Here is a 19,252-nt window from a genome sequence, read left to right on the forward strand (position 1 = left end):
TCACGCCACGTCGCGGCGCAGCGGGACCAGGCGCAGCGGCGTGCGCGGGACGGCGGACTCGTCCGGCACCTCGACGACCTCGGGCTCGAGGCCGGCGCGGGCGAACATCTCGATGGCGTTGATCTCGTCGGGCGTGAGCCGCTCGATCTCCGGCGGGGCGTGGAACAGGACGTGGATGGCGCAGTCGGCACAGCCGGTGCCACGGACGGCACAGGTGTCGCAGTCGACGATCATCGCTCCTCCTCACGGGTACCACGTACACGCTAGGTGAGGGGTATGACAAAAACCGGCGTCTATGATCGAGACAGTCTTCGGAGGAGCGAATCCGCAGCCAGCGGGTAGGCGCCGTGCCGCCGCACGCCGTCCGCCACCTCCCGGTCCGAGGAGACGACGATCACCGGGCGTCCGGACGGCTCCGCGCGCACCAGGCGGCGGATCACCTCGTCCGCGGTCTCGCCCTTGCGGGAGAAGAGCACGCGCACGCCGCGCGGCGCCGGGGGCAGGCCGTGCTGCCGCTCCGCGCCGTCGAAGACCACGGTGACCTCGTCGCCGGTCTGCGCCGCGATCCCGCCGAGGCCGGTGATCAGGCGTTTGCGCTGGTGTTCCAGCGACATCTCGGACCAGCCGCGCTTGGTGACGTTGTAGCCGTCCACGATCAGGTGCGCCTTCGGCAGCGCGAGCAGCTGGTCGAGGCGGGCCGGGTCGTCGTTGTCGGTGGCGCGCGCGCCGACCCGGTCGGGCGCCTCGGGACGGTCCGCGGCGGCGGCCGCCACCAGGTCGGCCGGGAGCCGGTCGGCCGGGCCGATCGCGAGCTCGCGGCGCAGCCCGTTGGCGGCCTGCCCGATCGTCTCCAGCAGCAGCCAGAGACGGGCGTCGTCGGCCGCGCGCGAGTCGCGGACCGCGGACCGGGCGCCGCTCGCCGCCGCCTCCGCGTCGGCCAGCTTGGACCGAAGTTTCCGCAGCTCCTGATCGTGCCGGTCGGCCGCGCTCTTGGCCCGCCCCTTCTCGGTGGCGAGCATCTCCGCCGCCTTGCGCTCGCGGGCCTGGGTCTCGCGCAGCGCACGGGCCGTGGTGCGGTGCTCCTCGCGCAGCTGGCCGAGCTCCTCGCGGACGCGGGCCAGCTCGTCGCGCAGCTTGTCCGCCTCGACACGGGCGACCGCGCGGTCGTGCTCGGCGCGGGCGGCGCGCTGCTCGGCCGCGCGGACCGCCTCGCTGACCGCGGCGCTGTCCGCCTCGGCGCGGACCGCCTCACCGGCGGCCGCGACCAGGTCGAACCAGCCGGCCGGGCGGACCAGGTAGGCCAGGGCGGCGACCTCGACCGGGTCGGCCGCGCCCACGGCCGTGCCCTCGGCGATCGCGGTGCCGAGGTCGCCGGCCTCGGCGGAGGCCTTCCGGCCGATCCGCTGGCGGAAGAGCGGGTCCGCGGCGAGCTGGGTGGCGATCGCGGTGCCGCCGAGCCGGGCGCGCCGGTTCGGCGCGAACCGGGCCACCTTGCGCAGCACGTCGGGGATCTCGTCGTACGGCAGCCCCGGCAGCAGCGTGGCGGTGAGCTGGATCACCCGCTGGCGGACCTGTTCGGGCAGGATCGGCTCGGCGGATTCGCCCAGCTCATGGGACTCGACGGACTCGGGGAGCCGAATGATCGCAGGGGACGGCGCCGCTTCCCCGGGGGAGCGGTCGTCGGGCGGCGCCGGTACGGACATACGACAAGTCTCCCACCGTCCGGCCCCCGACCGCGCGACAGCGGCTTTTGATCTCTCCTGGTCCGCCCAGGCTACTCCTGGGTCACCCGGTGCAGAAGTGTCGGACCCTCCGCCTACCGTGCCCTGGTGGCACAAACCGAAAACTTCGTCCAGGGCCTGCTGCTCGACGACGACCCCGGGTCGATGCCGCTGTCCGGGGTGACGTTCGTGGTGGTGGACCTGGAGACGACCGGTGGCGCCCCGGCCAAGCCGGACGGCAGCAACGCGATCGGGATCACCGAGATCGGCGCGGTGAAGGTGCGCGGCGGCGAGGAGCTGGGCGTCTTCGGCACGCTGGTCAACCCGGGCGAGGCGATCCCGCCGTTCATCACGGTGCTGACCGGCATCACCGAGGCGATGCTGGCACCAGCGCCGCCGATCGAGGAGGTGCTGCCCGCGTTCCTGGAGTTCGTGAAGGGTGCCGTGCTGGTCGCGCACAACGCGCCGTACGACGTGGGTTTCCTGAAGGCGGCCTGCGCCCGGCTCGGCTACGACTGGCCGCCGGTGAAGGTGCTGGACACGGCCGCGCTGGCCCGGCGCGCGCTGACCCGCGACGAGGTGCCGAACCGGAAGCTCGGCACGCTGGCCGCGTTCTTCCGCGCGCAGACCACGCCGACGCACCGCGCGCTGGACGACGCACGCGCCACCGTGGACGTGCTGCACGGCCTGTTCGACCGGCTGGGCAGCCACAACGTGTCCACGCTGGGCGAGGCCATCGAGTTCGCGAAGGCGGTGACGCCCACCCAGCGCCGCAAGAAGCACCTGGCCGAGGGCCTGCCCAAGGTCCCGGGGGTGTACGTGTTCCGGGCCGCCGACGACCGCCCGCTCTACGTGGGCACGTCGGTGGACATCGCGACCCGGGTGCGCAGCTACTTCACGGCCGCGGAGAAGCGGGCGCGGATGTCCGAGATGCTCAACGCGGCGGTCCGGGTGGAGGCGATCGAGTGCGCGCACGGGCTGGAGGCGGAGGTGCGCGAGCTACGGCTGATCGCGGCGCACGCCCCGCCGTACAACCGCCGGTCGAAGTTCCCCGAACGGGTGGTCTGGCTGAAGTTGACCACGGACGCGTACCCGCGGTTGTCCATGGTCCGGGCGCTGGCCGACGACGGCGGCACCTACCTGGGCCCGTTCTCCTCGCGGCGGGCGGCGGAGCTGGCCGCGTCCGGCGTCTACGACGCGATCCCGATCCGGCAGTGCGGGCACCGGCTGTCCGTGCGCATCCCGATGCCGGCCTGCGCGCTGGCCGAGCTGGGGCGGTGCCCGGCGCCGTGCGAGCACCGGGTCACCGTGGACGATTACGACGCGATGGCCGCCACGCCGTTCCGGACCGCGGTGACGTCGGACCCCGGCCCGCTGATCAACGCGCTGATGGCCCGGATCGAGAGCCTCTCCGAGTCCCAGCGGTACGAGGAGGCCGCGGTGCTGCGGGGCCGGATGGCCGCGCTGCTGCGCGCGCTGATCCGCATGCAGCGGCTGTCCGGGCTCACCTCGCAGGCCGAGCTGGTCGCGGCCCGGCCGCACGCCGGCGGCGGCTGGGACCTGGCGATCGTCCGGCACGGACGGCTGGCCGCGGCCGGGGTGTCACCCCCGCGGGTGCACCCGCGGCCGACCATCGAGTCGCTGCGGCTGACCGCGGAGACGGTGCTGCCGGGCCCGGGACCCACCCCGGCCGCGACCGCCGAGGAGACGGAGCGCATCCTTGCGTGGCTGGAACGCCCGGAGACCCGGTTGGTGGAGATGACGGACACGTGGTCGTCTCCCGTGCGGGGTGCCGCGCGCTTCGGCGAGCTCCTGGCCAGGGCGGAAGGGGCCTTGTCGGCAAATAACTCAGCCGTTCGGTCATAGGCAAGTAACCATTCGCATGACGAGGCCTCGCATAGGCTGTAGAGCAACACTGTTCCGGGCCGCGCTCGTTTTAGGGCAGAAGCGGCTTATTGAGGAGGTGTCCGGGTGGACGTCGACGCCGGCCACGGCGCCGCACTGGGACGTGCACTGCCCTCCCCCGACGTGCCCTTGACCCGGAGACTGCGTGCGCTGCTCTCCTGGCAGCCGCCGGTTAACGACCCGGTCACGAAGCTGATCAAGATGCACAAGTCGGTCCATCCGTCCGGCGACATCGCGGTTCTTCGGCACGCCTACCGGGTCGCGGACAACTGTCACCGGGGGCAGATGCGCAAGAGCGGCGATCCGTACATCACGCATCCGCTCGCGGTCGCGGAGATCCTGGCCGAGATGGGCATGGACACGACCACGCTGATCGCGGCGCTGCTGCACGACACGGTCGAGGACACGTCGTACACGCTGGAGGCGCTGCGGGGTGACTTCGGCGACGAGGTGGCCCACCTGGTCGACGGCGTGACCAAGTTCGACAAGGCGTTCTACGGCAAGGCCGCCGAGTCGGAGACGATCCGCAAGATGATCGTGGCGGCCGGCAAGGACGTCCGGGTGCTGATCATCAAGCTGGCCGACCGGGTGCACAACATGCGCACGCTGGGCGCGCGGTCCAACGCCTCCCGCGAGCGGATCGCCAAGGCCACGCTGGACGTGCTGGTCCCGCTCTGCGACAAGCTGGGCATCCAGTGGCTCAAGCGCGAGCTGGACGACGTGGTGCTGCTGCACCTGCAGCCGGACGCGCACGAGCGCATCTCGACGTACGTGGCGAACCGCCGCGGCTGGGACGACTACCTCGAGGACGTGGTCAAGCAGTCCCGGGCCGCGCTGCGCCGCCAGCGGGTCACCGCCTCGGTGACGCCCCGCCCCCGGCACCTGTACTCGATCTGGAAGGACACGGTCCGCGGAGATTACGCCGAGCCGTTCGACCTCCCCCGGATCGCGATCGTGGTCGACGGCACGGACACCGACTGCTACATGGCGCTCGGCGCGATCCACACGAAGTGGCGCCCGGTGGCCGGCCGGTTCAAGGACTTCATCGCCTCGCCGAAGAACAACCTCTACCGTTCGCTGCACACCACGGTCACCGGCCCGCAGGGGCGCACGGTCGAGGTGCTGATCCGCACCGAGGCGATGCACCGGCTCGCCGAGTTCGGTGTGGCCGCGCCGTACCGGTTCCCCAAGCTCGTCGCCCACGGTGAGGGGGCGGAGCAGCTCGACTGGCTGCATCGCGTGCTCGACTGGGAGCCGGAGGCGAAGGACGCCGGGGTCTTCCTCGACTCGCTCCGATGTGAGCTCGCCGAGTCACAGATCCAGGTTTTCTGCGAGGGGCGGCCGGTGATGCTGCCCCTCGGTGCTACCTCCGTCGACCTCGCCTACGAGGTGGGGACGGACGCGGGCGAGCGCTGCGTGGCGGTGACGATCAACGGGCGGACCGCGCCGATCCTCTCCGAACTGGCCGAGGGTGACGTGGTCGAGCTGTTCCTGGACGACGACGGCGACTCCGACCCGCTGCACCGCGGCCCGCACCGCGACTGGCTGCAGTACGCCAAGACGTCGCACGCGCAGCTGCAGCTCAACCGCCGGTTCGCGGAGAAGGACGCGCCCGGCATGACGATCACGGACAAGGTCCGGCTGGGCCGCGCCACGATCGGGCTGACGCTGCTGCGCACGCACAACCGCGGGCTGGCCAGTGAGCGGCCGCTGCTGCGTCTCGCCGAGCAGCTCGGCTACCCCGACCTGGAGACGCTGCTGGTGGCGGTCTTCGATCGGACGCTGGACCCGGACGACCTCGCGCGGAAGCTGGTCGCCTCCGTCGATCACCCGGACTGAGACTAGCCTTGCAAATGTGAATCTCCGCCACTCCACCGCGCTCCGCGCCATCGCCTACGGCACCTTCTACCGGTTGCCGTTGGTCCTTCGACGCCGCATAGTCCGGGCGGTCGTGCCGAAGTACGTCGTCGGCTCCGTGGTGTTCGTGCACGACTCCGAGGCGCCCGCGCCCGGCCGCCTGCTGCTGCTCCGCCAGCCCCCGGGCGTGAGCTGGACGCTGCCCGCCGGCCTGCTCCAGCGCCGGGAGGCACCGATCGACGGCGCGCTGCGCGAACTGCACGAGGAGACCGGGCTCAAGCTCACCCGCGAGGACCTGGTCCCGGCCACGCCGAACGCGATCGTGCACGCGAAGGGCTGGGTGGACATGTGCTACCACGCGTTCGTGCCGGCCTCGACCGCGCCGGTCCACGCGGACGGCGCGGAGGTGCTGGAGCTGCGCTGGTACGCGCTGGACGACCTGCCGAAGCTCTCCCCCGCGACCGGGCGGCTGCTCGGCATGTTCGGCATCGGCCCGGCCGCCGCGCCCGGTGCCGTCCCCGCGATCCCCACCCGCCGATGAGCGACATAGCCGCGGTCATCCTGGCCGCCGGCGAGGGACAGCGGCTGCGTCCGCTGACCCTGGACACGCCGAAGGCGCTCTGCCCGGTCGGCAACGTCCCGCTGCTGGACCGCGCGCTGGCCCGGGTCGACGCGCTGGGCCTGCCGGCCGCCGTGAACGCGGCCTACCTGGGCGAGGCCGTGGCCCGGCACGCGGAGGGCCGCGCGCACGTCTCGGTGGAGCCGGACGGCCCGCTCGGTACCGGCGGCGGCCTGGCCCGGCTGCGCTCCTGGGTGGACGGCCGCGGCGTGCTGCTCGGCAACGCGGACGCCTACCTGCACGATCCCGCGCTCGGCCCGGGGCCGGACATCGCCGCACTGATCGACGGCTGGGACGGCACGTCCGTGCGGATGCTGGGCCGGCCCGCGGCGTCCGGCAGCGGTGAGTTCGGCGCGTACGACTTCGCCGGCTTCTCGCTGATCCCGTGGCGGTTCGTGGCGTCGCTGCCGGACGCCAAGCACGAGGTGGTGCGGTCGGTGTGGCGCCCGGCCGAGCGGGAGGGCGCGCTCACCGTGGTGCCCTACGCCGGGACGTACCTGGACACCGGCACGCCGTCGCTCTACCTGGCCGCGAACCTGCACGCCGCCGCGGGCGCGTCGCTGGTGGCCGCGGACGCGGTGGTGACCGGCCGGGTGGAACGCGCGGTGATCGGTGCGGGTGCCCGCGTCGACGGCGACGTCCGTGACGCGGTGGTCTGGCCGGGCGGGCGCGTGCGCGCGGGCGAGACGCTCACGTCCGCGATCCGGGTCGGCGACGACCTCACCGTCCCGGCTAGCATGAGCTGACCCGATTCTGCTGATCAAGGGAGCCGTCCGGTGATCACCGCGATCGTCCTCATCGACTGTGCCACCGACTCGATCCCGGAGGTGGCCGAGACGCTGGCCGCACTCCCGGGGGTCAGCGAGGTCTACTCCACCGCCGGCCACGTCGACCTGATCGCGATCATCCGCGTCCGGCAGTTCGAGCAGATCGCCGAGGTGATCGCGGGCAGCATCTCCAAGGTCCCCGGCGTGATCAGCACGGAGTCGCACATCGCGTTCCGGGCCTACTCGCAGCACGACCTCGAGGAGGCGTTCGCGATCGGCCTGCCCGAGACGGACTGACCGGGGTGGGCGGCCGCGCGGGCCGCCCACCCACCTCGGGTCAGAACCCGTTCGACAGCCGGTTGAGGAGGTCCGCCCGCCGCCGCGGGTCCGCGTCCGGGGCCGGCGTCCCGGCCGCGCAGTAGGGGTCCCTCGGCATCACGCCGTCGACCAGGTATGCCGTGCCGACCCGCTGCGCGCACGGGTTCGTGCCGAAGACGTAGACGCCGTGGCCGCTGCCGTCCACGGTCACCAGCGAGGACCGCTTTCGGAACGCCTCCCGGGCGAGCTGCCCCCCACGGTACGGCGTGGCCGGGTCCCGCAGGTTCTGCATGATCAGCACGTTGCGCGGGCCCCGGTCGTTGATCTTCACGGTCGGCTCGTACCGCTCGTACGGCCAGAACGCGCACGGCGTGATGTTCGCGGCCGCGGCGCCGAACAGCGGGTAGCGTTTCCGGTCCTTCGCGACCGCCCTCCGGTACGTCGCCACGTCCTCGGACCAGTCGCTGTCGTTGCAGGTCACGGCCAGGAACGAGGACAGGGCGTTCTCCTCGGCGACCGGCTCCCCGGCCTCGGCGGCCAGCTTCGCGACCGCGGCCTCGTCACCGTTCTGCAGCGCCTGCCACAGCTCCGCCAGCAGCGGATAGACGATCGAGTCGTACATGGCCGTGAAGGCCAGCAGCCGGAACGTGACGCCGTCGTAGCCGTCCACCGGTTCCTCGTCGAGCCGGGCCGCGAGCGTCAGGTAGTTCCGCCGTACCTCCGCCGCCGTCCGGCCGATGCCGTAGGTGTCGTGCCGGGCCGCCGCCCACGCCGCGAAGTCCCCGAACGTCTGCTCCATGCCCAGCCCGAACCGGCGCAGGGCGTCATGGTCGAGGGCGGTGCCGCCGACGTTGCTGTCGATGATGATCCGGTCCGAGGTCCCCGGGAACATCGACGCGTATGCCGCGCCCAGCACCGACCCGTACGAGTAGCCCAGGAAGCTGGCCTTCTCCTCGCCCAGCGCGATCCGGATCAGATCCAGGTCGCGGGCCGTGTTCGCGGTGGTGAGGTGCGGTATCAGCCCGCCGGTGTCGGTGGCCGCGCACCGCTCCGCGACGGCCTCGGACGTCGCGGCGTGCCGGTCCACCGCCGCCTCGTCCACCGCGTACGGCGGGATGTTCGCCCAGTAGCCCAGGTCCGTGGTGAGCCCGCAGAGCAGCGGCGTGGAGTGCCCGACGCCGCGCGGGTCCATCCCGATGATGTCGTAGGCGTCCAGCAGGCTCGCCGGCGCGCCCAGGTTGGCCAGCTGCCCGGGCAGCTCCAGCCCGGTTCCGCCCGGCCCGCCCGGGTTGGTCAGCAGGATGCCGCGGCGCTTCGCCGGATCCGTGCTCGCCAGCCGCGACACCATGACGTCGATCTGTCTGCCGTCCGGGTCGCGGTAGTCCAGCGGCACCGGCACCGTGCCGCACTCCAGCACCGTGGGCGCGGCGTCGGCCACCACGTCCTCCGGGCACGCTCCCCAGCTCACCTGGGACGGGGACGCCGCGGCCACGGCCGGCACCGCGGCCAGCGACGCGGTGACCGCCGTGACGAGCGTCAGGGCCACCAGGCCCACGCTCCGACTTCGATTCATACCCGAGCCTCCTGAATGTGGGTCTTTCGACCGGCTCACCCCATCCCAAACCCTGTCCTCGGAGCACAGTCAACCCAGGAGACGGAAAAACCCGCCGGCCTCCTCGGAGACCGGCGGGTTCTTCAGGACGTGTCGTCAGTGGCTGCTGCCGACTTCCTCGCGCTTCGAGGCGGGGTCGACCGGCGGGTGCCCCGGCGAGACCGGAGCCTCGACCGGCTTCTCGATCGGGAAGAAGAAGCCCTTGATCGCCGGCCCGAGGGCGCCGACCCGGTTCATCTTCTTCGGCACGACCCAGCCCGTGTACTCCAGCTGGGTGTGCCCGTGCTCGTCCGGCGCCGCCAGCGGCTGGTGGACCTCGACGAACCGTCCGTCCGGCAGCCGCTTGATGATGCCGGTCTCCACGCCGTGCGCCAGCACCTCGCGGTCGTGCTGCTGGAGGCCCAGGCAGATCCGGTACGTCACCCAGTACGCGATCGGCGGGACGATCAGCAGACCGATCCGGCCCACCCAGGTCATCGCGTTCAGGCTGATGTGGAACTTGTCCGCGACCACGTCGTTGCCGCCGGAGATGGTGGCGATGAGGTAGAACGAGACCGCCATCATGCCGAGCGCGGTGCGGTGCGGGTTGTCGCGCGGGCGCTCCAGCAGGTTGTGGATGCGCTTGTCGCCGGTGAGCCGTGCCTCGATCGCCGGGTAGACCATCGGCAGCAGGATCAGCACGATCAGCAGGACGCCGGCCGGCCAGAACATCGGCGGGATGACGTAGCCCTCGGCGCCACCGATCTTCAGCGGGATGAAGATGTCCCAGTCCGGCATCAGGCGGACCAGGCCGTCCATGAACATGACGTACCAGTCGGGCTGGGAGGCCGAGGAGACCTCGGACGCCCGGTACGGCCCGAACAGCCAGATCGGGTTGATCTGGAAGGCGCCGGCCATGAACGCGATGACACCGAAGACGGCCATGAAGAAGCCGCCCTGCTTCATCGCGTAGCGCGGGAACATGCGCTCGCCGACCACGTTCTCGTTGGTCCGGCCCGGGCCGGGCCACTGCGTGTGCTTCTGCGCGAAGACCAGGCCGAGGTGCGCCGCGATCAGGCCGAGCAGCAGCGCCGGGATGATCAGCACGTGGGCGATGAAGAACCGCGGGATGATCAGCATGCCCGGGAACTCGCCGCCGAACACTGAGCTGGACAGCCACGAGCCGATGACCGGGAAGGACAGCATGATCGCCGAGGCGATGCGGAGACCGGTGCCGGAGAGGCCGTCGTCCGGGAGGGAATAGCCGGTGAAGCCGGCGAAGAAGCCCAGGAGGAACAGCGACACGCCGATGACCCAGTTGGTCTCGCGCGGCTTGCGGAACGCGCCGGTGAAGAACACCCGGAACATGTGGATGACGATCGCGGCCATGAACATGAGCGCGGCCCAGTGGTGCATCTGCCGCATGATCAGGCCACCGCGGACGTCGAACGAGATGTCCAGCGACGACGCGTACGCCGCGGACATCAGCTGCCCGCGCAGGCCCGGGTAGGAGCCGTTGTAGACGACCTCGCGCATCGACGGGTCGAAGAAGAGGGTCAGGAACACGCCGGTCAGCAGCAGGACGACGAACGAGAACAGCGCGATCTCGCCCAGCAGGAAGGACCAGTGGTCGGGGAAGACCTTGTTCAGCAGGCCGCGCAGAGGCGTGGAGGCCTGCAGGCGCTCGTCGGCGCCACGTGCCACGTTGCCGGGCACGGCGCCGAGGTCAAGCTTCCGGCGTTTCATGGCCGCTCCCAGAAGTCCGGCCCGACGGTCTCCTTGTAGTCCGACTTCGCCACGAAGAAGCCCTCGCTGTCGACGTCGATCGGCAGCATCGCGAGCCGCTTGTGCGCGGGGCCGAACACTGGCCGGGCGTTGTCAATGATAAGGAACTGCGACTGGTGGCAGGGGCACAGCAGCCGGTTTGTCTGCTGCTCGTAGAGGCTGGCGGGGCAGCCGGCGTGCGAACAGATCTTGGTAAAAGCGACATAGTTCCCGTAGTACGCACCACGGTTGATCTCGTCGGCGTCGGCCGCGGCCGCCGCCTTCCGCGCGTCGTCCTCACGCAGGTGGATCAGCAGCGTGGGCGAGTCAGCCCACTCGTTCGTGTTGCCGTGCTCGATGCCCGGGAAGACCGTGATCTGGCCGCCCGCGCTGACGTCCTCCGGGCGGACCGGCGAACCGTCCTGCTGGACCAGCCGGACCAGGTTGCCGTCGTTGTAGACCGGGTTGAAGCCGGTCTTGTACATCGACTGGCGCTCCTCGCCGTGCGGGTCCTTGATCAGACCGCCGATCAGCGGGGCGGCCGCGACCACGGCGACCGGCGCGAGGCCGAGGCCGATCGCGCCCTTCAGCAGCGGGCGGCGCTTGAGACCCAGCTCGTCGAGCATGTAGAGCGCGGTCTCGCCGGTCAGCTTCTGCGACTCCGGGTCCGTGCCGACGTGCCGGTCCTGCACCGAGATCTCGTGCGGGAGCAGCTTCTTGGCCCAGGTCAGGATGCCGAAGCCGATGCCGAGCAGCGCGATGCCGAGCGTGACGCCGAGCAGCGGCGTGTAGAACTTGCTCAGCGTGTACGCGCCGTGCTCGTACTCCCACGGCCAGAAGATGAAGACGCCGAGGAACGCGAGCGAGGCGACGCCGGTGATCAGGAAGAACGTGGCGACGATCCGGACCATCCGCTTCTCGGCCTTGCTGCCGGGCGGAAACTGCGGCTCGTAGTGCACGATCTCGATGTCGTCCCGCCGCGCACCCTCACGGATGATCTCGAAACGGGAGAGCTTCGGGTCGTTGATGTCCACCGGTTCCGTGGAGGTGGACGGAGTCTTAGTGCTCACGACTTCCCCGCAATCCAGAGGCACGTGAAGACCAGCGCCGTGATGCCGACCAGGAAGATGGCCAGCCCCTCGGTGATCGGGCCGAAGCGGCCGAGGTTGAAGCCGCCCGGGTCGCCGCCCTCCTGCAGCTGGCCGGTGATGTAGGTGATGATGTCCCGCTTCTCGTCCGGCGTCAGCTGGTTGTCGCCGAAGACCGGCATGTTCTGCGGGCCGGAGAGCATGGCCGCGTAGATGTGCCGCTCGCTGACGTCGGTGAGCGCCGGCGCGAACTTGCCGGACGAGAGCGCGCCGCCGCCGCCGCCGAAGCCGTGGCAGGAGGTGCAGTTGAGCCGGAACAGCTCGCCACCGCGGGAGAGCGCGTCCGGGTCCGCGTTGATGTCGTGGGTCAGCGGGCCGTCCGGGATCTCCGGGCCGCCGCCGAGCTCCTGGATGTACTGCGCGAGCTGCTGTGCCTGCTCGTCGTTGAACTGCGGCATCTTCTCCTCGGCCTGCGCCTCCTGGCGGACCATGGGCATGCGCCCGGTCTCGACCTGGAACTCGACGGAGGCGGAGCCGACGCCGATCAGGCTCGGGCCGCGGCCCTCGATGCCCTGGGCGTTGCGGCCATGGCAGGTGATGCAGCTGTTGTCGAAGATCTCCTTGCCCTGCGCAGCCGCGGTGGAGAGCGCGACGTCCTCCTGCGCCTGGGCGCTCGGCGCGAGAAGCGTGTAGACGCCTCCGGCCAGCATCAGCGCGGCGACCATCCGCACCGCGGCACCGGCGCGGCGCCGGAGCTTGCTCGGCGGCGAGTTACGCCCACGGCGCCACCGCGAGCGGAAGCCACCGCCGCGGCCCGCACGCCGGGCGGGGGAATCAGAAGTCATGGCAAGGAGTCCTTACGCGGTGGTAGACCGTTCGTGCTCAAGGGACGGGGCGGTGGCCCGGAATGTGACGCTGGGGATCTACTGGATCCAGTAGATCATCCCGAACAGGGCGATCCACACCACGTCGACGAAGTGCCAGTAGTAGGACACGACGATCGCTGCGGTGGCCTGCGCGGGGGTGAAGCGGCCCATGGTGGTCCGGATCATGAAGATGATGAACGCGATCAGACCCCCGGTGACGTGCAGCCCGTGGAAGCCGGTGGTCAGGTAGAACATCGACCCGTAGCCGTCGGCGTTGATCTTGATGCCGTGGCCGACGAGCGTGATGTACTCGTTCACCTGGCCGAGCACGAAGACCAGGCCCATCACGAACGTGATGGTGAACCAGCGCCGCAGCGAGTGCACGTCGCCGCGCTCCGCCGCGAACACGCCCATCTGGCAGGTGATCGACGACAGGACCAGGATCACGGTGAACGTCGTCGCGTACGGGATGTTCAGCTCCGCGGTGTGGTGCTCCCACTGCTCGGGCGCCGCGGCCCGGATGGAGAAGTACATCGCGAAGAGGGCCGCGAAGAACATCAGTTCGCTGGAGAGCCACACGATCGTGCCGACGCTGACCATGTTGGGTCGGGTCAGCGAATGGATCCGGCTCTTGTCAATGGCTGCCGCAGTCACGCCGTCATTATTGCCCTATACGCGGGGCGAAGAACGCCGGGGTGGCAATCTTGGGGCGTGTCGAGCACTTCGCCGGGGCGAACGACACTGTTCAGAGCGTTGGGCATAGCCTCGGTGACGTGCCTGACGTCGATCGGAATCCCCTCGCGACCTCGGCTAACCCGATAGCATCGGGTGTGGAGCCGCTGACCGGGAGCAAGTTCTTCACCGAGGCCAGCGTGGACAGCTGGCTCGCCGCCGGCCTGGTCGTGGGCGCGGCGCTCTACCTCTACGGCGTGTATCGGCTGCGGCTGCGCGGCGACCACTGGCCGGCGCTACGGACCTTCTGCTTCCTCGCGCTCGGCTTCGGCTCGGTCGCGGTCGTGACGCTGAGCGGCCTGCACGCGTACGACACCACGGTCATCTCGGTCCACATGGTCCAGCACATGGTGCTGTCGATGGTGGCGCCGATCTTCCTGGCCCTGGGCGCGCCGGTCACGCTGGCGCTGCGGGTGCTGCCCAAGCGACCCAAGGCCACGCTGCTGGCGGTGCTGCACAGCCGGCCGGCGAAGGTGGTGACGCACCCGCTCTACGCGTACGCGATCTTCGTCATCAACCCGTTCGTCCTCTACTTCACCGGCCTCTACCGGGTCAGCCTGGAGAACTCGTTCGTCCACGAGCTGGTCCACCTGCACTTCCTGGCGACCGGCTGCCTGTTCTTCTGGCCGCTGCTGGGCCTGGACCCGCTGCCGAACCGCTGGCCGTACCCGGGTCGCGCGCTGCTGATGCTGCTCTCCGTGCCGTTCCACACCGTGCTCGGCCTGACGATCATGCAGAGCACCACGCTGCTCGGCGGCGACTGGTACCCGAACCTGGGGCTGACCTGGCTCGATCCGTACACGGACCAGAAGACCGCGGGCGGCATCCTGTGGGCGGGCGGCGAGATCGTCAGTGTCACCATGCTCGGCGTGCTGATCCTGCAGTGGATCCGCCAGCAGGAACGCGAGGCCCGCCGGGTGGACCGGCAGCTCGACCGCGAGGAGGCAGCGGCGGCCTCGGCAGCCTCGGCGGTCGCCGAAGACGACAATCCGGGCACCGGTACGGACGAGATCAGGCGTGCCGGGGCCTCCCCTTCCGGCGGCTGACGAGTAGCATCCGCACGACGGCTGCGACGCACCTCACAGGCGCCGCGGCCGGCACCACGCACCCGGACCACGGCACGGAGCGGAGCGGACGATGAGTAGTGGCGAGAGCAACCCGCAGGCGGGCACCTACACGGTGCTGCTCTACAGCGACGACCCCAAGGTGCGCGACCACATGCGCCTCGCGATCGGCACCCGCCCCGCACCCGGCCTGACCGTCGAGTTCGCGGACGCGGCCAGCTGGGAGGAGTGCCGCCGGCTGGTCGACGACTACGAGATCAGCCTGATGGTGCTGGACGGCGAGGCCACCCCGGCCGGCGGTCTCGGCATCGCCCGGCAGGTCAAGGACGAGTACAAGACTCCCCCGCCGGTGATCGTCGTGATCGCCCGCGCGGCGGACCGCTGGCTGGCCGCGTTCGCCGAGGTCGACGCCACCCTGGTGCACCCGCTCGACCCGGTGGAGACCGGCCGGGCCGTGGCGGCGATGCTCCGCTCCGGCAAGGCACCGCAGGTCACCAGCGCATAACAATCGATAATCCCCTAGATCCTCGGGAGGCCCACGATGGGCGAACGGACCTGGCCGAATCTGCTCTCCGCACTGCTGCGAGCCGACGAGCTGTCCACCGAGGACACCTGGTGGGCGATGAACGAGATCGTCACCGGGAACGCGACGCCCGCGCAGGTGGCCGGCTTCGCCGTGGCACTGCGGGCCAAGGGCGAGACGCCGGCCGAGCTGTCCGGCCTGGTCGACGCGATGCTGGCGAACGCGGTGCCGGTGACGCTGCCGGAGGAGACCCGGACCGGCGCGGTGGACATCGTCGGCACCGGCGGTGACCGCGCCCACACGGTGAACATCTCCACGATGGCCGCGGTCGTGGTGGCCGCGGCCGGCGTGCCGGTGGTCAAGCACGGCAACCGCGCCGCGTCGTCCTCGTGCGGCGCGGCCGACCTGCTGGAACACCTCGGCATCCCGCTCGACCTGGGACCGGAGGGCGTGGCCCGGACCGTGCGCGAGGCCGGCATCGGCTTCTGCTTCGCGGCGCGGTTCCACCCCGGTTTCCGGTTCGTCGGCCCGCCGCGGCGCGAGCTCGGCGTGCCGACCGCGTTCAACTTCCTCGGCCCGCTGACCAACCCGGCGCGGCCGACCTCGGGCGCGGTCGGCTGCTTCGACCCCCGGATGGCGCCGGTGATGGCCGGCGTGTTCGCGGCCCGCGGCGACTCGGTGCTGGTCATGCGCGGCGAGGACGGGCTGGACGAGTTCAGCACGGCCGCGCCGACCCGGGTCTGGGTCGCGGCCGGCGGCACCGTCACCGAGCAGCTCGTCGACGCGGTGGAGCTGGGTCTGCCCCGCTCGGCCCCGGGCGACCTGCGCGGCGGTGACGTCGCGTTCAACGGCGCGGCCGCCCGGCGCTTCTTCGCCGGCGAGACCGGCCCGGTCCGGGACGCCGTGCTGCTCAACGCGGCCGCCGGCCTCGCCGCCCGGACCGGACTTCAGGGTGACGTGCGGGAGGCGCTCAGCGACGGCCTGAAGCGGGCCGCCGAGGCCGTCGACTCCGGCGCCACGGAGTCGCTGCTGGCCAGGTGGGTCGACGCGGCCACCGCCGCCAAGGCCGCGGAGTAGGCATCACCGGGGTCGAGGCGTGCCCGTGTCGTGGCGCGCCTCCCCCCGGGAGCCGGGCGCCACACCTATCAAGATCAAAATCACACGTGGGTACGGCGTGATGTTCGCCGTACTGCCACTCATTTTGTCCGTTTTGTTGTGACACGCCGGGTCGAGGTCCCACTTTTTCGTGACCGGCGGTGGCACTTTGGAATCACATTCGGGTAATTCCCCACCCTTCCCCGAGGAGGTACCCGTGGAAGACAAAGAGATGCACTGCGTCATCTGCCAGCGGGAGATGCTGTTCGAGATCCCGCCGTGCGAGGACGATCACGAGGACTGCCCCGAGCTGGTCTGCACCGGCTGCGGGGCCGCCATCGTGCTGCAGCCGATCACCATGCGGGTCTGGCGGCGGACGCCCGGCAACCGGGTCGCGCCCATCCAGCGCCGCGCCGCCTGACCCTCGGAAAGACCCCGGAGACAGCGAAAGCGCCGCACCCCGAGGGGTGCGGCGCTCGCTTGTCCGGTTCCTAGAACTCGACCGGCCGGCGGGTGCCGGAGTAGTACTCGAAGAGCAGGCCGCACGCGGAGAAGATGACCGCGATCAGGCCGATGCCGATCAGCCACCACATGAAGAAGACCAGGCCCAGCGCGGTGAGCGCGCAGGACAGCGCCAGGCCGAACGGCCAGTAGCTGCCCGGGCTGAAGAAGCCGACCTCGCCCGCGCCCTCGGCGATCTCCGCGTCCGGACGGTCCTCCGGGCGCGGGTCGATGCGCCGCGAGACGAACCAGAAGAAGCCAGCGCACATCGAGCAGAGCAGTCCGGAGAGGATCAGCGCGACCGTGCCGACCCACTCCAGCTGGCCCGCGTCCGAGTCGCCCTGGGTCCAGAACCCGTAGAGCGCGGCCGCGGCGAAGAGGAAGAGGGCGACACCGCCGAACATCCGATATTCAGCCTTCATGGCTTACCCCTACCTCCCCGTACCCTCGGCCTGCGAGCCGTTGAAGTTGTTGTTGTCGCGCTTGGTCTCGAACGGCTCCGTGGTGACCGCGAACCGGTCGTCACCGGTGAAGCCGATCGTCGCCATCGCCTCGGGCGTCGACTGACCGGCCTGCTTCGCGGCCAGGAACTGCTGGTAGCGCTCGGGCGAGACGGAGACCAGCTCGAAGTTCATCATCGAGTGGTACGTGCCGCACAGCTCGGCGCACCGGCCGACGTACCGGCCCTCGGTGTCGATCGTGACCTCGAAGACGTTGCGCGCGCTGCCCGGCAGCACGTCGCGCTTGAACAGCAGCTCCGGCACCCAGAACGAGTGGATCACGTCGCGGCTGGTCTCCTCGAACCGGATCTTCTGCCCGGTCGGCAGGACCAGCAGCGGGATCTCGTCGGTCGAGCCGATCGTCGACGCCAGCACCTGGGCGTCCTCACCCGGCTCGGCCAGGTAGTTGAACTGCCAGTTCCACTTGAACGCGACGACCTCGACGGTGACGTCCGGGTCCTTGGAGATCCGGTCCACATCGGTCTGCACGATGGCGGTGTAGTAGAAGAGCACGCACACCACGAGCACCGGCGTGACCGTGTAGAGCACCTCCATCGGCATGTTGAACCGCGTCTGCGGAGGCAGCTCCTCGCCACGCTTCCGGTAGCGGATGACGCACCAGAAGATCAGGCCCCACACGAAGACGCCGACCACCAGGGCCGCGACCACGGAGCCGATCCACAGGTCGTACATCCGCTGGCTCTGGGGCGTGATCCCGCCCTGCGGCCAGCCGAAGCCACCGAAGGCCGCACCGACGTCACAGCCGCTCAGCAGGGCGACCAGCAACATGCCGCCGAAGCCGAGTCCGGCGATCCGCCGGTTGCGGGAGCCGTTGTCCCGTCCCGTGTCCGAGGCGCGCACGCCCGAACCCTTTGCGACCACTGCTCCTGCCTCTCCTTCGCGGTACATGTTGCTCATTCGCGCACCATGCCTTACCGCCGTGTGATACAACCGGCCGCGTCGGTCTTTCAGGCCCGCATGGCCGGTCCCGCATGTCAGGCGCCACCGGTCAGGCCGCACCATCGACCGCAGATTACTCGACCTGGCCTCGGTGCAAGCCCCAGGGGTCCGCGTGTCCGGCGCTTTGTGATCACGGCGAACATCTGGACGATACCGTTTGGCACGTGTCCTCAACCGCGCAACCCGGACCTTCGACGGCATACCTCGACGCCGCCTCAGCGGTTCCCCTGCATCCGGTCGCCAAACAGGCGATGATGGCCGCGCTCGCCGACGGCTGGGCCGACCCCGGCAAGCTCTACAGCCAGTCCCGCAAGGCCCGGCACCTGGTGGAGGCCGCGCGCGCCACCGTCGCGGAGTGCCTCTCGGTCCGCCGCGAGGAACTCTTCTTCACCTCCAGCGGTACGACCGCGGCGCACGCGGCCGTACTCGGCGGCCTGGCCGGGCGGCGCCGGGCCGGCCAGACCTTTGTGCACTCCGCGATCGAGCACTCCGCCGTGCTGCACGCCGCGACGGCCGCGGGCGTGCCCACGTCGAGCGTCGGCGTGAACATGAAGGGCCGGCTCGACCTGGCCGCCTGGGAGGCCGCGGTGCGGGCGCCGGGCGTGGCGCTGGCCGCGCTGATCAGCGCGTCGCACGAGGCCGGGACCGTGCAGCCGGTCTCCGCGGCCGCGGAGATCTGCGCGGAGGCGGGCGTGCCGCTCTACGTGGACGCGGCGCAGTCGATCGGGCGGATGGGCGTGCCGCCGGGCTGGTCGCTGCTGTCCGGCAGCGCGCGCAAGTGGGGCGGGCCGTCCGGCGTGGGCGTGCTGGCGATCCGCAAGAGCATGCGCTGGGTCTCGCCCTATCCGGAGGATGAGCGGCCCTATGCCCGTACCCCCGGCGCCATCGATCTTCCGGCGATCGTCGGTGCCGCGGCCGCGCTGCGGGCGGTGACCACGGACGCGGCCGCGGAGGCGAAACGGCAGTCCGCGCTGGTCGACCGCATCCGCACCGAGGTGCCGCGGCTGGTGCCGGACGTGGAGGTGGTCGGCGACCCGGTCGAGCGGCTGCCGCATCTGGTCACGTTCTCCTGCCTCTACGTGGACGGTGAGGCGCTGCTGCACGCGCTGGACCGGCGCGGCTTCGCGGTCTCGTCCGGCTCGTCGTGCACCTCGTCCACGCTGCGGCCCAGCCACGTCCTCGAGGCGATGGGCGTGCTGTCGCACGGCAACGTGCGCGTGTCGCTGCACCGCGACATCACCGCGGCGGACGTGGACCGCTTCCTGACCGAGCTGCCCGGCATCGTCGCCGCCCTGCGCGCGGAGACCGGGCTCTAGACCCGCGTGACGCGGGGTCACGCCGCGCGGACCCGCCGCCACGCGATCGAGACGTCGTGCACGTC

At 70.9% G+C, this 19,252-nt stretch carries 19 protein-coding genes; 10 read left to right on the forward strand and 9 right to left on the reverse strand.

All coding sequences use genetic code 11. From position 1 onward, the window contains the following. Both J2S44_RS09535 and J2S44_RS09540 read right to left on the reverse strand, forming a co-directional pair. Nucleotides 1-234: a hypothetical protein gene (locus J2S44_RS09535; RefSeq protein ID WP_310410830.1), complete on the reverse strand. Its 234-nt coding sequence runs from the start codon at nucleotides 232-234 to the stop codon at nucleotides 1-3. A gap of 59 nt (nucleotides 235-293) precedes the next feature. Beyond that, nucleotides 294-1,703, reverse strand: coding sequence for an NYN domain-containing protein (locus J2S44_RS09540; protein ID WP_310410833.1), 1,410 nt, complete (start codon nucleotides 1,701-1,703; stop codon nucleotides 294-296). A gap of 183 nt (nucleotides 1,704-1,886) precedes the next feature. Between J2S44_RS09540 and J2S44_RS09545 the strand changes: the two genes are divergently transcribed. The 5 genes from J2S44_RS09545 to J2S44_RS09565 all read left to right on the forward strand — a co-directional run bounded on the left by J2S44_RS09545 (nucleotide 1,887) and on the right by J2S44_RS09565 (nucleotide 7,166). Beyond that, nucleotides 1,887-3,587, forward strand: coding sequence for a DEDD exonuclease domain-containing protein (locus J2S44_RS09545; RefSeq protein WP_310429552.1), 1,701 nt, complete (start codon nucleotides 1,887-1,889; stop codon nucleotides 3,585-3,587). 105 nt (nucleotides 3,588-3,692) lie between these two features. Continuing rightward, nucleotides 3,693-5,465, forward strand: coding sequence for a RelA/SpoT family protein (locus tag J2S44_RS09550; RefSeq protein WP_310410836.1), 1,773 nt, complete (start codon nucleotides 3,693-3,695; stop codon nucleotides 5,463-5,465). Between the two features lie 16 nt (nucleotides 5,466-5,481). Beyond that, nucleotides 5,482-6,024: an NUDIX hydrolase gene (locus J2S44_RS09555; RefSeq protein WP_310410839.1), complete on the forward strand. Its 543-nt coding sequence runs from the start codon at nucleotides 5,482-5,484 to the stop codon at nucleotides 6,022-6,024. Beyond that, nucleotides 6,021-6,848 (forward strand): NTP transferase domain-containing protein, encoded by an 828-nt coding sequence (locus J2S44_RS09560; RefSeq protein WP_310410842.1) that lies wholly within the window; start codon nucleotides 6,021-6,023, stop codon nucleotides 6,846-6,848. The genes J2S44_RS09555 and J2S44_RS09560 overlap by 4 nt, the downstream gene beginning before the upstream one ends. A 30-nt stretch (nucleotides 6,849-6,878) precedes the next feature. Next, nucleotides 6,879-7,166: an Lrp/AsnC family transcriptional regulator gene (locus J2S44_RS09565; RefSeq protein ID WP_310410845.1), complete on the forward strand. Its 288-nt coding sequence runs from the start codon at nucleotides 6,879-6,881 to the stop codon at nucleotides 7,164-7,166. A 40-nt stretch (nucleotides 7,167-7,206) separates the two neighbouring features. Here the strand turns inward: J2S44_RS09565 and J2S44_RS09570 are convergent, their stop codons facing one another. The 5 genes from J2S44_RS09570 to ctaE all read right to left on the reverse strand — a co-directional run bounded on the left by J2S44_RS09570 (nucleotide 7,207) and on the right by ctaE (nucleotide 13,150). Then, on the reverse strand, nucleotides 7,207-8,760 hold the full coding sequence (locus J2S44_RS09570) for an alpha/beta hydrolase (RefSeq protein WP_310410848.1): 1,554 nt from the start codon (nucleotides 8,758-8,760) through the stop codon (nucleotides 7,207-7,209). Between the two features lie 135 nt (nucleotides 8,761-8,895). Further along, nucleotides 8,896-10,524: a cytochrome bc1 complex cytochrome b subunit gene (qcrB, locus tag J2S44_RS09575; RefSeq protein WP_310410851.1), complete on the reverse strand. Its 1,629-nt coding sequence runs from the start codon at nucleotides 10,522-10,524 to the stop codon at nucleotides 8,896-8,898. Beyond that, on the reverse strand, nucleotides 10,521-11,612 hold the full coding sequence (qcrA, locus tag J2S44_RS09580) for a cytochrome bc1 complex Rieske iron-sulfur subunit (RefSeq protein ID WP_310410854.1): 1,092 nt from the start codon (nucleotides 11,610-11,612) through the stop codon (nucleotides 10,521-10,523). The genes qcrB and qcrA overlap by 4 nt, the downstream gene beginning before the upstream one ends. Continuing rightward, complete coding sequence (qcrC, locus tag J2S44_RS09585) at nucleotides 11,609-12,475, reverse strand: cytochrome bc1 complex diheme cytochrome c subunit (protein WP_310410857.1); 867 nt, start codon at nucleotides 12,473-12,475, stop codon at nucleotides 11,609-11,611. The genes qcrA and qcrC overlap by 4 nt, the downstream gene beginning before the upstream one ends. Before the next feature lie 78 nt (nucleotides 12,476-12,553). Beyond that, nucleotides 12,554-13,150: an aa3-type cytochrome oxidase subunit III gene (ctaE, locus tag J2S44_RS09590; RefSeq protein ID WP_307238916.1), complete on the reverse strand. Its 597-nt coding sequence runs from the start codon at nucleotides 13,148-13,150 to the stop codon at nucleotides 12,554-12,556. 176 nt (nucleotides 13,151-13,326) lie between these two features. Between ctaE and J2S44_RS09595 the strand changes: the two genes are divergently transcribed. The 4 genes from J2S44_RS09595 to J2S44_RS09610 all read left to right on the forward strand — a co-directional run bounded on the left by J2S44_RS09595 (nucleotide 13,327) and on the right by J2S44_RS09610 (nucleotide 16,331). Further along, nucleotides 13,327-14,274 (forward strand): cytochrome c oxidase assembly protein, encoded by a 948-nt coding sequence (locus tag J2S44_RS09595; RefSeq protein ID WP_310410860.1) that lies wholly within the window; start codon nucleotides 13,327-13,329, stop codon nucleotides 14,272-14,274. Nucleotides 14,275-14,365: 91 nt separating this feature from the next. Continuing rightward, nucleotides 14,366-14,797 (forward strand): hypothetical protein, encoded by a 432-nt coding sequence (locus J2S44_RS09600; RefSeq protein WP_310410862.1) that lies wholly within the window; start codon nucleotides 14,366-14,368, stop codon nucleotides 14,795-14,797. 36 nt (nucleotides 14,798-14,833) lie between these two features. Further along, the gene (gene trpD, locus J2S44_RS09605; RefSeq protein WP_310410865.1) at nucleotides 14,834-15,892 is read left to right on the forward strand and encodes an anthranilate phosphoribosyltransferase; all 1,059 of its coding nucleotides are present in this window, start codon (nucleotides 14,834-14,836) and stop codon (nucleotides 15,890-15,892) included. 235 nt (nucleotides 15,893-16,127) lie between these two features. Next, nucleotides 16,128-16,331: a hypothetical protein gene (locus J2S44_RS09610; RefSeq protein WP_310410868.1), complete on the forward strand. Its 204-nt coding sequence runs from the start codon at nucleotides 16,128-16,130 to the stop codon at nucleotides 16,329-16,331. Between the two features lie 70 nt (nucleotides 16,332-16,401). Here the strand turns inward: J2S44_RS09610 and J2S44_RS09615 are convergent, their stop codons facing one another. Both J2S44_RS09615 and ctaC read right to left on the reverse strand, forming a co-directional pair. Beyond that, complete coding sequence (locus J2S44_RS09615; protein WP_310410871.1) at nucleotides 16,402-16,833, reverse strand: cytochrome c oxidase subunit 4; 432 nt, start codon at nucleotides 16,831-16,833, stop codon at nucleotides 16,402-16,404. A 9-nt stretch (nucleotides 16,834-16,842) separates the two neighbouring features. Then, nucleotides 16,843-17,820, reverse strand: a complete 978-nt coding sequence (gene ctaC, locus J2S44_RS09620; protein WP_374727969.1) for an aa3-type cytochrome oxidase subunit II — start codon at nucleotides 17,818-17,820, stop codon at nucleotides 16,843-16,845. A 215-nt stretch (nucleotides 17,821-18,035) separates the two neighbouring features. Here ctaC and J2S44_RS09625 point away from each other — a divergent pair, with 215 nt between their 5' ends. Continuing rightward, nucleotides 18,036-19,187 carry a cysteine desulfurase family protein gene (locus J2S44_RS09625; protein WP_310410874.1) on the forward strand — a complete coding sequence of 384 codons (1,152 nt, stop codon included), beginning with the start codon at nucleotides 18,036-18,038 and terminating at the stop codon, nucleotides 19,185-19,187. Nucleotides 19,188-19,252 lie beyond the last annotated feature (65 nt).

The sequence above is a fragment of the Catenuloplanes niger genome, assembly GCF_031458255.1.
GTDB lineage: Bacteria > Actinomycetota > Actinomycetes > Mycobacteriales > Micromonosporaceae > Catenuloplanes > Catenuloplanes niger.

Excerpts from the sequence above, each read along its gene's own strand:
- J2S44_RS09570 (WP_310410848.1), bottom strand. The coding sequence starts at position 8,760 with ATGAATCGAAGTCGGAGCGTGGGCCTGGTGGCCCTGACGCTCGTCACG.
- J2S44_RS09560 (WP_310410842.1), top strand. The coding sequence starts at position 6,021 with ATGAGCGACATAGCCGCGGTCATCCTGGCCGCCGGCGAGGGACAGCGG.
- trpD (WP_310410865.1), top strand. The coding sequence starts at position 14,834 with ATGGGCGAACGGACCTGGCCGAATCTGCTCTCCGCACTGCTGCGAGCC.
- J2S44_RS09535 (WP_310410830.1), bottom strand. The coding sequence starts at position 234 with ATGATCGTCGACTGCGACACCTGTGCCGTCCGTGGCACCGGCTGTGCC.
- qcrC (WP_310410857.1), bottom strand. The coding sequence starts at position 12,475 with ATGACTTCTGATTCCCCCGCCCGGCGTGCGGGCCGCGGCGGTGGCTTC.
- J2S44_RS09600 (WP_310410862.1), top strand. The coding sequence starts at position 14,366 with ATGAGTAGTGGCGAGAGCAACCCGCAGGCGGGCACCTACACGGTGCTG.
- J2S44_RS09540 (WP_310410833.1), bottom strand. The coding sequence starts at position 1,703 with ATGTCCGTACCGGCGCCGCCCGACGACCGCTCCCCCGGGGAAGCGGCG.
- J2S44_RS09545 (WP_310429552.1), top strand. The coding sequence starts at position 1,887 with ATGCCGCTGTCCGGGGTGACGTTCGTGGTGGTGGACCTGGAGACGACC.
- qcrB (WP_310410851.1), bottom strand. The coding sequence starts at position 10,524 with ATGAAACGCCGGAAGCTTGACCTCGGCGCCGTGCCCGGCAACGTGGCA.
- J2S44_RS09615 (WP_310410871.1), bottom strand. The coding sequence starts at position 16,833 with ATGAAGGCTGAATATCGGATGTTCGGCGGTGTCGCCCTCTTCCTCTTC.
- ctaC (WP_374727969.1), bottom strand. The coding sequence starts at position 17,820 with ATGTACCGCGAAGGAGAGGCAGGAGCAGTGGTCGCAAAGGGTTCGGGC.